Here is a 13,444-nt window from a genome sequence, read left to right on the forward strand (position 1 = left end):
CTATGGATCTTATCACTCACAGTCTGACTCCCGGATATGAATGAATGGCATTCGGAGTTTATCTGAATTCGGTAACCCGAGATGGGCCCCTAGTCCAAACAGTGCTCTACCTCCATCATTCTCAATTCCGAGGCTAGCCCTAAAGCTATTTCGGAGAGAACCAGCTATCTCCAAGTTCGTTTGGAATTTCTCCGCTACCCACACCTCATCCCCGCACTTTTCAACGTACGTGGGTTCGGTCCTCCAGTGCGTTTTACCGCACCTTCAACCTGGACATGGGTAGATCACATGGTTTCGGGTCTACGACTACATACTCAAACGCCCTATTCAGACTCGCTTTCGCTGCGGCTCCGTCTCTTCAACTTAACCTCGCATGCAATCGTAACTCGCCGGTTCATTCTACAAAAGGCACGCCATCACCCATTAACGGGCTTTGACTTGTTGTAGGCACACGGTTTCAGGTTCTATTTCACTCCCCTTCCGGGGTGCTTTTCACCTTTCCCTCACGGTACTGGTTCACTATCGGTCACTAGGGAGTATTTAGCCTTGGGAGATGGTCCTCCCGGATTCCGACGGAATTTCTCGTGTTCCGCCGTACTCAGGATCCTCCTAGGTGTCTTCCACATTTCGTCTACGGGGTTTTTACCCTCTTTGACTGACTTTTCCAAGTCATTCGACTATCTGAAAGAACGACCATATTGGAGTCCTACAACCCCAACAAGCAAGCTTGTTGGTTTGGGCTTTTCCCGTTTCGCTCGCCGCTACTCAGGGAATCGAATTTTCTTTCTCTTCCTGCAGGTACTTAGATGTTTCAGTTCTCTGCGTCTACCTCGAATGTGCTATGTATTCACACAATCGTAACATCCTATTAAAGATGCTGGGTTCCCCCATTCGGAAATCTCTGGATCATAGCTTACGTACAGCTCCCCAAAGCATATCGGTGTTAGTCCCGTCCTTCATCGGCTCCTAGTGCCAAGGCATCCACCGTGCGCCCTTATTCACTTAACCTTATCAACCTTGCGGTTGGGTTTTGATCCTTCTTCTAGCGATAGAAGTTAGATCAAGAAAATAAGCAATTGAACTTATTAAAAAACTCATTCAACGCGGTGTTCTCGGTTTGTATTACTTACATTTACTTCAAATATCCAGTTTTCAATGAACAAAAGTGTTTGAGAGTAAACCTCTCAAAACTGAACAAAGTAAAAACAAATTGTGTAGTCTCCGTAATATTCCTTAGAAAGGAGGTGATCCAGCCGCACCTTCCGATACGGCTACCTTGTTACGACTTCACCCCAATCATCTATCCCACCTTAGGCGGCTGGCTCCAAAAAGGTTACCTCACCGACTTCGGGTGTTACAAACTCTCGTGGTGTGACGGGCGGTGTGTACAAGGCCCGGGAACGTATTCACCGCGGCGTGCTGATCCGCGATTACTAGCGATTCCGGCTTCATGCAGGCGAGTTGCAGCCTGCAATCCGAACTGAGAGAAGCTTTAAGAGATTAGCTTAGCCTCGCGACTTCGCAACTCGTTGTACTTCCCATTGTAGCACGTGTGTAGCCCAGGTCATAAGGGGCATGATGATTTGACGTCATCCCCACCTTCCTCCGGTTTGTCACCGGCAGTCTTGCTAGAGTGCCCAACTGAATGATGGCAACTAACAATAAGGGTTGCGCTCGTTGCGGGACTTAACCCAACATCTCACGACACGAGCTGACGACAACCATGCACCACCTGTCACTTTGCCCCCGAAGGGGAAGCTCTATCTCTAGAGTGGTCAAAGGATGTCAAGACCTGGTAAGGTTCTTCGCGTTGCTTCGAATTAAACCACATGCTCCACCGCTTGTGCGGGCCCCCGTCAATTCCTTTGAGTTTCAACCTTGCGGTCGTACTCCCCAGGCGGAGTGCTTAATGCGTTAGCTGCAGCACTGAAGGGCGGAAACCCTCCAACACTTAGCACTCATCGTTTACGGCGTGGACTACCAGGGTATCTAATCCTGTTTGCTCCCCACGCTTTCGAGCCTCAGCGTCAGTTACAGACCAGAGAGCCGCCTTCGCCACTGGTGTTCCTCCATATATCTACGCATTTCACCGCTACACATGGAATTCCACTCTCCTCTTCTGCACTCAAGTCTCCCAGTTTCCAATGACCCTCCCCGGTTGAGCCGGGGGCTTTCACATCAGACTTAAGAAACCGCCTGCGCTCGCTTTACGCCCAATAAATCCGGACAACGCTTGCCACCTACGTATTACCGCGGCTGCTGGCACGTAGTTAGCCGTGGCTTTCTGGTTAGATACCGTCAAGGGATGAACAGTTACTCTCATCCTTGTTCTTCTCTAACAACAGAGTTTTACGATCCGAAAACCTTCTTCACTCACGCGGCGTTGCTCGGTCAGACTTTCGTCCATTGCCGAAGATTCCCTACTGCTGCCTCCCGTAGGAGTTTGGGCCGTGTCTCAGTCCCAATGTGGCCGATCACCCTCTCAGGTCGGCTATGCATCGTGGCCTTGGTGAGCCGTTACCTCACCAACTAGCTAATGCACCGCGGGTCCATCCATCAGCGACACCCGAAAGCGCCTTTCAAATCAAAACCATGCGGTTTCGATTGTTATACGGTATTAGCACCTGTTTCCAAGTGTTATCCCCTTCTGATGGGCAGGTTACCCACGTGTTACTCACCCGTTCGCCACTCTTCTTTTTCCGGTGGAGCAAGCTCCGGTGGAAAAAGAAGCGTACGACTTGCATGTATTAGGCACGCCGCCAGCGTTCGTCCTGAGCCAGGATCAAACTCTCATAAAAAGTTCGAACAATCTTGCGATTGTTAAGCTCAATTTGTTTGCTAGCATATTGCTTGCTTGTTAAAAAATGTTTGTTGTCTTGAATTGAATCAAGACGCCCTACACATTTGGTTTGTCTTACTTTGTTCAGTTTTCAAAGGTCTACTTCATCGGAAGTGTTTTTCCGATTTATTTTTGGCTGCCGTAGCAACTTTTATATCATATCAGAGTGACAAGTGATTGTCAACTCTTTTTTAAAAGTTTTTTTCGATTTCGTTTTTCGAAATCTTTCAGCAACTCATTTATCATAACTTATTGTTCGTTATTTGTCAAGAACTTTTTTGAAGTTTTTTCCGATAGAATCAAGCTTCGCAAGCTGTTCTTTTTTTAACAACTCAGTTATCTTATCATGTCATTATCAACATGTCAATAACTTATTTTTTATTATTTTAAGTTATTGGTGTTCTTTTGAACAAATAATAATATATCAACATCACATACGAAAGTCAATAAGAAAATGCTTATTTATCAACATTTCCAGCTTATATGATCGTTAATTAGTTCTTCTCCTTTTTTTGTTCGTCTTTATAACCTTAAAAAACGAAAAATCCTTTTATTTTCAGTTTAACGTTCATGTTTTTGTCCTATTTATGAGAACCAAATCTCTCACCTTCTAAAATTTTCCTTAACAAAGTGCTGCTTTTATCTATTTCTGCTTTTTTTTGCTAGAATAATAGTAACAATATGACTCTGGAGGATTTATTTATGAAAATTTTGATTGCTGACGATGATAAAGAAATCGTTGAATTATTAAGTATCTATGTTCACAATGAAGGCTATGAAGCAGTAAAGGCTTATGATGGGAAAGAAGCATTATCTAAAATCAGAACAATCCCTGATATTGACTTACTTATTTTAGATATCATGATGCCAGAGATGGACGGGATGCAAGTAGTGAAAGAGCTGCGAAAAGAATCTCAAATCCCAATCATTATGCTGACAGCAAAAACTACTGATATGGATAAGATCAAAGGACTGGTGGCTGGTGCAGATGATTATGTAACCAAACCGTTTAATCCATTAGAAGTAATGGCTAGAGTAAAGTCTTTATTACGGCGTACAAAAATGCAGATTGCCCCAGATCAGCCTGATGTATTAGAAGTAAATGCATTAATCATCAATAAAGACTCTCATGAAGTTAAAACAATCGATGGGAAAGAAATCCAGTTAACAGCTTTGGAATTCGGTATCCTCTACTTGCTTGCTAGTCATCCTAATCGAGTATTTAGCGCGGATGAAATTTTTGAGCGTGTTTGGAAACAAGAAAGTATTGTCTCTGCTAAAACTGTCATGGTTCATGTTAGCCATTTAAGAGATAAGATCGAAGAAGCAACTGGTGGTGAAAAAGTCATTCAAACCGTTTGGGGAGTGGGCTATAAAATTGACGCAAGATAGTAAACGAGCAACTGAAAAACGCCGTCGGATCAACTTGACTTCAAAAGAAATCAGCGAATTGTTAGCGGAAGGAATCATCACGATCATCCTTTTACTTCTATTAAATGTTTCTATTTTGGTTGTTATCAGTTCGGTAATCAATAGTTCACCTTCTTTGTCAAATGCGATTTGGGATTCAAAGAATATTTTTGCGGAACGATTGAACACTGATTTATTTTGGAACGGTCGAAACTTTATTATTCCCTTTTTCTTTCTATTAGATATTGGTGTTTTGTATTGGCGTTTGATTCGAAGATATCGCCAAATGCAATTACGACATATCATCAGTGAACTTCATTACATCGCAAATGGAAATTATGATCATCGTATCCCTTTTGAACTTAGTGGTGACTTAAGCCGAGTTGTAACAAGTATCAATGGATTGGTAGATAGCACAGTAGCAGCGATTGAAGACGAACGTAAAATCGAGAAATCAAAAGATGAATTGATCACAAATGTTAGTCACGATATCCGTACCCCTCTTACTTCTATCATTGGATATCTAGGATTGATAGAAGATGGTCAGTATCACTCAGAAGAAGATCTTTTAAAGTATACACATACCGCTTATATTAAAGCAAAGCAGATGAAATCTTTAGTGGACGACTTATTTGAATACACTAAGGTACGCCAGCCTGCTGTCCCAGTAAATTTTTCTGCCTTTGATATGATCCAGTTGATCGAACAGTTAGCTGCTGATTTTGAGTTGGAAGCTTCTAAAAAAAATATCCAAATACTTGTGCAGTCAAAAGTAGATTCCCTTATCATGGATGGCGATACAGAAAAACTTGTACGTGTCTTCAATAATCTTTTGACGAATGCGTTGAAATATGGAAAAGGAGCTACGAAGATCGTGATCGAAGTAGAACGTGTCGGTTCAGAAGTTGTTGCAACGGTCAAAAATAATGGAGCAATGATCCCACAACAGGCAATCGATAATCTATTCGACCGTTTTTATCGTGTAGAAGAATCTCGGTCACAAGCAACTGGAGGAACTGGGCTTGGTTTAGCAATCGCTCAAAGTATTGTGGCTTTACATGGTGGCTACATTTATGCAAAATCAGATAAGCAATGGACTTCTTTCATCATGCACCTTCCAATCAAGAAAAATGAAAAATTACCTATTGATGCACAGGAAGTTATTGACGAAAGCTGAAATATTCGCTATTCTTATTACAATTATTAGAATAAATGAAAAACACAGAACCCAGTACACTTTATTCTTTTTCAGAGAGCTGATGGCAGGTGCAAATCAGCAAAGGATAATTTGGAAGTTCCAGTTCGTTTACGTGCCCTTTCGAAATAAGAAAGGTCGGTTCAACAGCCGTTATGTGTTCAACAAGTGCAGCTTATGCTGAACTTGGGTGGTACCGCGAATTTCAGACTGATTCGTCCCAAGAATAATGGGATGGATCAGTCTTTTTTTATTTTCAAAAAGGAGGAAAACATATGTTAGATGTAAAAATGATGCGACAAAATATCGAAGAAGTACAAGAAAAACTAATGACTCGGGGCGTTAAAAAAGAAACATTAGTTGAATTCATGGAACTAGATGAAAACCGCCGCAAATTACTAGTCAAAAGTGAAGAATTGAAAAAATATCGAAATGACGTTTCTGCTGAGATCGCTCAATTGAAGCGTGCAAAAGAAGATGCTTCTGCTAAAATCGCTGAAATGAAAGAAGTCGGCGGCAACATCAAAGCATTGGATACTGAAATTGCTGAAGTAGATGAAAAATTGAAACAAATTGCCACTACTTTGCCAAACCTTCCCCATGATTCTGTGCCAGTTGGATCAGATGAAGAGGACAATGTAGAAATCCGTCGTTGGAGCGAACCACGTACATTTGCTTTTGAGCCAAAACCACACTGGGAAATTGCAGAAAATCTTGATATTTTAGACTTTGAACGTGGCGCAAAAGTAGCCGGTAGCCGTTTTGTTTATTATAAAGGGTTGGGCGCTCGATTAGAACGTGCAGTCTACAACTTCATGCTTGATCAGCATATTTACGAACACGGCTATACTGAAATGATTACTCCTTATATCGTCAACAGTAAAGCGATGTTTGGTACAGGACAATTTCCAAAATTCAAAGAAGATGTTTTCCAATTGGAGAATACTGATTTAACATTGATTCCGACAGCTGAAGTCCCATTGACTAACTATTATAATGATGAAATTTTAGATGGTGCGGATTTACCTGTTTATTTCACTGCGCTAAGTCCTGCTTTTCGTTCTGAAGCTGGAAGTGCCGGTCGGGATACTCGAGGACTGATCCGTCTTCACCAATTCAATAAAGTAGAAATGGTCAAATTCTCGGATGCAGAACATTCTTACGAAGAATTGGAAAAAATGACAGCTGATGCAGAAGATATCTTGAAAAAACTGCATTTGCCTTATCGTGTAATGGCCTTATCAACTGGAGACATGGGCTTTTCTGCAGCTAAAACTTATGATTTAGAAGTATGGATTCCTGCACAAGATACTTATCGTGAAATCAGTTCTTGTTCTAACTGTGAAGATTTCCAAGCACGCCGCGCCATGATTCGTTATCGCGATAATGATGGAAAAATCCACTATGCTCATACTTTGAATGGTTCAGGACTTGCGGTTGGCCGTACAGTAGCTGCCATTTTGGAAAACTACCAAAATGAAGATGGTTCTGTCACAGTTCCAGAAGCGCTCGTTCCTTATATGGGTAATCTGAAAGTTATTAAATAAAGAGGTTGTGAAAAAGCTGTCCTGCATCAAGTAATAAGAACTGCCAAACAAAAATAGCTCCTCTGATTTTTCGTTTTGTTGGGCTTATTACCGCAGATGCAAGCTTTTGAACACTGTTTATCAGAGGTTGTGAAAAAGCCGCTTAGTTTCGAGTATTAAGAAAAATTTTGTGAAAATGGCTTTCCACATTTTTGCATAAATTGGACTTAATACCGAGAAACTGGCTTTTGAACACCGTTTACCAAGAGGTCGTGAGCCTGCCGTTCAGCTCCGAGTCACAAGGAACAATTTCAAAAAACAGCTCCTCATGTTTATTGAATATTGTGACTTGTGACCGAGGAATTGGCAGGAGAACACCGTTTACCAAGAAGTCGTAAGCCTGCCGTTTCACTCCAAACCACAAGGAGTAATTTCAAAAAACAGCTCTTCATATTTTATGAATATTGTACTTGTGATTCGGAGTTGGCAAAGGAACATTGTTTATTCAAAAAAAGAGTGGTGACACATGTTGTGTCACCACTCTTTTTTAGTATTTTTAAGATTCAACTGAATAGTTTGGTGCTTCTTTCGTGATTTGTACATCATGAGGGTGTGATTCTTTTAACCCGCTGCCGCTCATTTGGATGAATTGCGCTTCATCACGTAATTGCTGTAAATTGGCTGCCCCAGCATAACCCATTCCTGAACGCAAACCGCCGATCATTTGGAAAATAATGTCTGCAACACTTCCTTTGTAAGCAACCCGACCTTCGATTCCTTCTGGTACTAATTTATTTGCTTCATTGACACTACCTTGGAAGTAACGGTCTTTTGAACCTTTCTCCATCGCGCCTAATGAACCCATACCTCGGTATGTTTTGAATCGACGTCCTTGGAAGATTTCGAATTCGCCTGGTGATTCATCTGTCCCCGCCAACATGCTGCCTAGCATAACTGCATGTCCGCCGGCAGCTAATGCTTTGACGATGTCACCAGAGTACTTGATTCCTCCGTCTGCAATAATCGCTTTGCCATATTGACGAGCAACTGATGCTGCATCATAGATGGCTGTGAGCTGAGGTACACCTACACCGGCTACCACACGTGTCGTACAAATCGATCCTGGTCCGATACCGACTTTTACGACATCCACCCCTGCATCATATAAAGCTTTTGTCGCTTCAGCCGTCGCAACGTTCCCAGCAATCAATGTTGCATCTGCAAAAGTTGAACGGATTTCTTGGATTTTTCGGATTACACCTGCACTATGTCCATGAGCTGTATCGATGATGATTGCATCTACCCCTGCTTCTAATAAAGCATTCGCACGCTCGAATGTATCGCTTGTTACACCAACAGCTGCTGCTACAAGCAATCGACCATGTTCATCTTTTGCTGCATTTGGAAATTCGATCACTTTCTCGATATCTTTGATTGTGATCAATCCGCTTAAACGACCTTCGTTATCAACGATTGGTAATTTTTCGATTTTATGTTTTTGCAAAATCTTTTCTGCATCTTTTAGAGAGGTACCTACTGGGGCAGTCACTAAGTTGTCTTTTGTCATCACATCAGCAATCGGCATGTGGTAATCTGTTACAAAACGCATGTCGCGGTTTGTAATGATCCCTACCAATTTTCTGTTTTCAAGTGTTTCAACGATCGGCACACCACTGATACGGTATTTGCTCATCAATTCTTCTGCGTCTGCTACAAGATGCTGTGGCGTTAAGAAGAACGGATCAATGATGACGCCACTTTCAGAACGTTTGACTTTTCTTACTTCATCCGCTTGCTGGCTGATCGTCATGTTTTTATGGATCACACCTAATCCGCCTTGTCTTGCCATAGCGATGGCCATCTTGCTGTCGGTAACGGTATCCATACTTGCACTGATGATTGGAATATTCAACTTAATATTTTTAGCTAATTGTACGCTCATATCCACTTCGTTTGGTAACACGTGACTTTCTGCTGGTATCAATAAGACATCATCAAAAGTAAATCCTTTTTTCGTGAACTTTGTTTCCCAGTTGGACATTTTTAGTACCACTCCTCTAATTTAGTTTATCTATTAAAATAATTGATTTTTTCATTTAAGTCAATGATCTACATGGAATCAAATTAGCTTTCTCATAGAATACCAATATAAATCGCTTACATCTGTGTATATACTAAAAGAGAGTGCGACAGAAGTGGTTAGCTGATTGAACACCGTTTAAGAAAGAGGTCGTGAGCCTGCCGTTCAGCTCCGAGTCACAAGGAACAATTTCAAAAAAACAGCTGCTCATGTTTGTTGAATATTGTGACTTGTGACCGAGGAGTTGGCAGGAGAACACCGTTTAAGGAAGAGGTTGTGAAATCAGTGTTCTGATTGAGTATTAGAGAAACAAACGGTAAAATAGTTCCTCATATTTTGCCGTTTTTTGAACTAATGCCGAGGGTCAGCTGATTGAACACCGTTTAGCGGAGAGGTTGTGAAAAAGCTGTTCTGCATCAAGTAATAAAAACAGCCAAACAAAAATAGCTCCTCATATTTTTCGTTTGGTTGGGCTTATTACCGCAGATGCAAGCTTTTGAACACCATTTATTCGAAAAAAGGAGCTGCGACAAGACTTTTGTCACAGCCCCTTACTATTATTTAACTATGGATAAACGGAATGAGGTCCTTTACTACCTCTCAATATTTAGTAAAGCTACTACTCTGCTTTCTGGTTTATCTTCTTGGAACGGATAAACTTCCAATGATCCCATACTTTTTCTTCAAGTAGTAACGGACGGCTAAAGCAGCTGCTCCGATGATGATAACTACTATCGGATCTAATACTGGATTGATAACTGGCGGCAATAGCGTTGTCGCAGAAAACAGCACGACCCAAAGAAGTGTCGTTCCACCTAGGATAAGCAATGTTTTACCCATTCCTGGTTTCTTGCTTCGATCTGCTCCCGGATATTCATACTGATAGATGTACTTGTACATCATATAAAAGACCCAGCCCCCGATTGCAGAACCTAGAACGAGTGTAGAGAAGCCATAAGCTGGCGTTGTTCCACGTGAAAACAATCCGGTAATCGCGATCATGATACTTAATAGACCAAGCAGTAGTAATGTATTATCCAACCACATCAATAAAGGGGTCGATGTATTTTGTATTTCTGCTGGTTTATTGATGATTGCTTCCGTTCTTTCAGAGACTGTCCCGAACAATTGGCGAGCTGTTTTTCCGCCTTTTTGTTCTGCAACTAAAGTAGGCAGAATGTCATGAAGGGCTTTTACTTTTTCTTCTTCAGACAAATTCGCTGCTTCTAAAGATTTTTTCAAATCAAAAATGTACTGTTGATTTCTTTTGGTTAATTTTGTTTCTAAACTATTGTTTTCTTTTACGATTTCTCGTAATTGTTCTGGTTCCATTATCTAATAGTCCTCCTTAGCCGTTCCTTTTCTCAACGGTCGTCACAAAAGACATTCTACCATATTCTACAGCTAGTTTGATAGCCCTTTTACACATTAAAGCGGAATAACATTACGTCGCCGTCTTGTACAACATAATCTTTTCCTTCTAATCGAACACGCCCAGCTTCTTTTGCTGCATGCATGTTTCCATAATGATCCAAGTCTTCAAAAGAGACAGTTTCCGCACGGATAAATCCGCGTTCGAAATCTGAATGGATGATTCCTGCTGCTTGCGGCGCTTTGATTCCTTTTTTGAATGTCCAAGCACGTACTTCTTGTTCCCCAGCAGTAAAGTAAGTAGCTAAGCCTAACAAATCATAAGCGGCACGGATCAACTGATCCAAACCTGATTCTTCGATTCCTAAAGCTTCTAGAAATTCTGCTTTGTCTTCTTCATCTAATTCTGCGATTTCTTCTTCTGCACGAGCACTGACCACGATCACTTCTGCATTTTCTTCTGCCGCAAAGTTGCGCACTTCTTGTACATAATGATTCGCATCTGCATCTGCCACATCATCTTCTGACACATTTGCTACGTAAAGAATCGGTTTTGTCGTCAATAAGAATAGTGATTTAACGATTTTTTGTTCTTCTTCTGTGAATTCGATCGTTCGAGCAGATTTTCCTTCTTCCAGTACAGGTTTGATTTTGTCCAATACAGCTAGCTCTGCCACTGCATCTTTATCTTTGGTTTTAGCAACTTTTGCTACACGAGTATAGCGTTTGTTGATAGATTCCAAGTCTGCTAACACTAGTTCCAAGTTGATTGTATCAATATCTTCTAGTGGATCGACGCGTCCTTCTACGTGAGTGATATTATCATCATCAAAACAGCGGACAACGTGACAAATAGCATCTACTTGGCGGATATGGCTTAAGAATTGATTCCCCAAACCTTCTCCTTTACTAGCGCCTTTTACGATCCCAGCAATATCTGTAAATTCAAAAGTCGTCGGAACAGTTTTTTTCGGATGTACAAGTTCTGTTAAGCGTTGCAAACGCCAGTCAGGTACTTCTACCATCCCTACGTTAGGGTCGATCGTCGCAAAGGGATAGTTTGCTGCTTCTGCTCCTGCTTTTGTGATCGCATTAAACAAAGTTGATTTTCCTACGTTGGGCAACCCAACAATTCCAGCAGTCAATGCCATAAATTTATTCACTCTTTCTCTGCATTTTTTTCAATTACTTTTTTTAATTTCTTTTCAAAATCTCGACGGGTCATCATGACGATATGTCCGCAATTCATACATCTGATTTTGATATCTGCGCCCATTCGAATGACTTCCCAGCGGTTCGTCTGACAAGCGTGAGGTTTTTTCATTTCAACGATATCGTGCAAGTCGTACATAAAAATAGCCTCCTTTTTGTTTATTCTTCATCAAATTGAATATTCAAGATATCAAGAATTCGTGTCAAATCTTTTTGAGAAAGGTATTCGATCTCGATCTTACCTTTCCCGTTTTTTTCTTGGATAGCTACGCTCGTACCGAATTTATCCATCAAACGATCTTCGCTTTCTCGGATATAATAGGGTTTTTCCTTTGCTAGCCTTGGGATTTTTTTCTTTTCTTTTCCATCGTTTTGATTTAATTCAGAAACGATCTGTTCCAGTTGGCGGACAGTTAAATTTTCAGTTACTGCACGATTGGCTAATTTCAAGATCAATGATTTGTTTTTCAAGCCTAACAGCGTACGAGCTTGTCCCATAGATAAACGTTGATCTTGCACCATTTCCTTAACAAGATCTGGTAAAGAAAGCAAGCGCAAATAATTGGCGATATAAGGTCTGCTCTTTCCTAAACGACTAGCCACTTCTGCTTGTGTCAGTTTCAGATTTTTCATCAGCATTTCATACGCTTCTGCTTCTTCTAATGGATTCAGATCTTCCCGTTGCAGGTTTTCCAACACGGCTACTTGCATCATTGCTTCTTCGTCAAAGTCTCTGACGATAGCAGGGATCGTTTCTTTTTCAGCTAGTTTGGACGCTCGAAAACGTCTTTCTCCTGCGATGATCTCATATCCTTTTACTGCAGAACGGCGTACGATGATTGGTTGGAAGACGCCTGATTGTTCAATAGAATTAGCTAGTTCTTGCAAAGATACTTCTTCAAATGTCTTACGAGGCTGATACGGATTTGGACGCAGCTCATTCAATGGCAACTGGACCACGGTATCATCTTTTACATCCACCGTCTCTAAGTTTTCTAAATCTTGGAACAATGCATCGATTCCTCGGCCTAATCCTTTACTTTTCTTCACGACTTACCACTTCCTTTGCCAATGCTTGGTAGACTTCAGCTCCCCGAGAACGTGGATCGTAGTCGATGATCGGTTTTCCATGACTAGGTGCTTCTGATAAACGAATATTTCTTGGGATGATTGTTTCATAGACTTTTTCGCGGAAGTATTTGCGTACTTCTTCTACGACTTCATTTCCCAGATTTGTTCGTGCATCATACATGGTCAGCAAGACACCTTCTATTTCCAATTCTGGATTGAAGTGCTTTTGGACTAAACGAACCGTATTCAGTAATTGGCTTAATCCTTCCAATGCGTAATATTCACACTGAACAGGTATCAAAATCGAATCACTTGCTGTAAATGAATTGATTGTCAAATGGCCAAGAGAAGGCGGACAATCGATCAAAATATAATCATACTGGCTGCTGACTTCTGCTAAAGATCCTTTTAATCTTGATTCTCTTGCCATCATTGATGTCAATTCGATCTCTGCTCCTGCTAATTGGAGAGTCGCAGGCACAATACTCAAATTTTCATGTTCAGTGATCAACGTCGCCTCATCAATTGGCAATTCATTGACTAGAACGTCATAGATGTCTTTTGTCACATCGGGTTTTCTGATCCCGACACCACTGGTAGCATTTCCTTGTGCATCCATATCCACTAGCAACACTTTTTTGCCAAGGCTGGCAAGACAAGCACCTAGATTTACCGTCGTCGTTGTTTTGCCGACGCCACCTTTTTGGTTCGCAACAGATATTATTTGTGCCATCTCTTCT

At 41.3% G+C, this 13,444-nt stretch carries 9 protein-coding genes, 2 rRNA genes and 1 other annotated feature (1 of these 12 running past the window's edge); of the genes, 3 read left to right on the forward strand and 8 right to left on the reverse strand.

Features of this window, described 5'->3' with window-relative positions:
• A 23S ribosomal RNA gene (locus QK255_RS12460) occupies positions 1-1,008 on the reverse strand; it reaches 1,907 nt to the left of the window's first position.
• A gap of 229 nt (positions 1,009-1,237) precedes the next feature.
• Positions 1,238-2,798 (reverse strand): 16S ribosomal RNA (locus QK255_RS12465).
• The 16S and 23S rRNA genes sit together here, the layout of an rRNA operon.
• Before the next feature lie 743 nt (positions 2,799-3,541).
• Here QK255_RS12465 and croR point away from each other — a divergent pair.
• The 3 genes from croR to serS all read left to right on the forward strand — a co-directional run bounded on the left by croR (position 3,542) and on the right by serS (position 6,991).
• Positions 3,542-4,231 (forward strand): response regulator transcription factor CroR, encoded by a 690-nt coding sequence (croR, locus tag QK255_RS12470; RefSeq protein WP_002329777.1) that lies wholly within the window; start codon positions 3,542-3,544, stop codon positions 4,229-4,231.
• Entirely contained in the window at positions 4,218-5,426 is a 1,209-nt protein-coding gene (locus tag QK255_RS12475) for a sensor histidine kinase (protein ID WP_002329776.1), read from the forward strand. The genes croR and QK255_RS12475 overlap by 14 nt, the downstream gene beginning before the upstream one ends.
• Positions 5,427-5,464: 38 nt before the next feature.
• Positions 5,465-5,670, forward strand: a binding site (T-box leader).
• A 49-nt stretch (positions 5,671-5,719) separates the two neighbouring features.
• Positions 5,720-6,991 (forward strand): serine--tRNA ligase, encoded by a 1,272-nt coding sequence (serS, locus tag QK255_RS12480; RefSeq protein WP_002329775.1) that lies wholly within the window; start codon positions 5,720-5,722, stop codon positions 6,989-6,991.
• A 535-nt stretch (positions 6,992-7,526) separates the two neighbouring features.
• Here serS and guaB read toward each other — a convergent pair.
• From guaB to QK255_RS12510, 6 genes are all read right to left on the reverse strand, one after another.
• Positions 7,527-9,011 carry an IMP dehydrogenase gene (gene guaB, locus QK255_RS12485; RefSeq protein ID WP_283341558.1) on the reverse strand — a complete coding sequence of 495 codons (1,485 nt, stop codon included), beginning with the start codon at positions 9,009-9,011 and terminating at the stop codon, positions 7,527-7,529.
• A 675-nt stretch (positions 9,012-9,686) separates the two neighbouring features.
• Entirely contained in the window at positions 9,687-10,382 is a 696-nt protein-coding gene (locus tag QK255_RS12490) for a DUF1129 domain-containing protein (RefSeq protein ID WP_002293104.1), read from the reverse strand.
• A gap of 89 nt (positions 10,383-10,471) precedes the next feature.
• Positions 10,472-11,572, reverse strand: coding sequence for a redox-regulated ATPase YchF (ychF, locus tag QK255_RS12495; protein ID WP_002293105.1), 1,101 nt, complete (start codon positions 11,570-11,572; stop codon positions 10,472-10,474).
• An 8-nt stretch (positions 11,573-11,580) separates the two neighbouring features.
• Positions 11,581-11,772 (reverse strand): DUF951 domain-containing protein, encoded by a 192-nt coding sequence (locus tag QK255_RS12500; RefSeq protein ID WP_002293106.1) that lies wholly within the window; start codon positions 11,770-11,772, stop codon positions 11,581-11,583.
• 20 nt (positions 11,773-11,792) lie between these two features.
• Positions 11,793-12,683 carry a ParB/RepB/Spo0J family partition protein gene (locus tag QK255_RS12505; RefSeq protein ID WP_002293107.1) on the reverse strand — a complete coding sequence of 297 codons (891 nt, stop codon included), beginning with the start codon at positions 12,681-12,683 and terminating at the stop codon, positions 11,793-11,795.
• Positions 12,670-13,437: a ParA family protein gene (locus tag QK255_RS12510; protein WP_002293108.1), complete on the reverse strand. Its 768-nt coding sequence runs from the start codon at positions 13,435-13,437 to the stop codon at positions 12,670-12,672. Before QK255_RS12510 ends, QK255_RS12505 begins: the two co-directional genes overlap by 14 nt.
• Positions 13,438-13,444: the final 7 nt, after the last annotated feature.

Source organism: Enterococcus sp. ZQ21, assembly GCF_030053755.1.
Taxonomy (GTDB): Bacteria; Bacillota; Bacilli; order Lactobacillales; family Enterococcaceae; genus Enterococcus_B; species Enterococcus_B lactis.

Coding starts and splice junctions, on each gene's coding strand:
- croR (WP_002329777.1), top strand. CDS start 3,542: ATGAAAATTTTGATTGCTGACGATGATAAAGAAATCGTTGAATTATTA.
- serS (WP_002329775.1), top strand. CDS start 5,720: ATGTTAGATGTAAAAATGATGCGACAAAATATCGAAGAAGTACAAGAA.
- guaB (WP_283341558.1), bottom strand. CDS start 9,011: ATGTCCAACTGGGAAACAAAGTTCACGAAAAAAGGATTTACTTTTGAT.
- QK255_RS12490 (WP_002293104.1), bottom strand. CDS start 10,382: ATGGAACCAGAACAATTACGAGAAATCGTAAAAGAAAACAATAGTTTA.
- ychF (WP_002293105.1), bottom strand. CDS start 11,572: ATGGCATTGACTGCTGGAATTGTTGGGTTGCCCAACGTAGGAAAATCA.
- QK255_RS12500 (WP_002293106.1), bottom strand. CDS start 11,772: ATGTACGACTTGCACGATATCGTTGAAATGAAAAAACCTCACGCTTGT.
- QK255_RS12510 (WP_002293108.1), bottom strand. CDS start 13,437: ATGGCACAAATAATATCTGTTGCGAACCAAAAAGGTGGCGTCGGCAAA.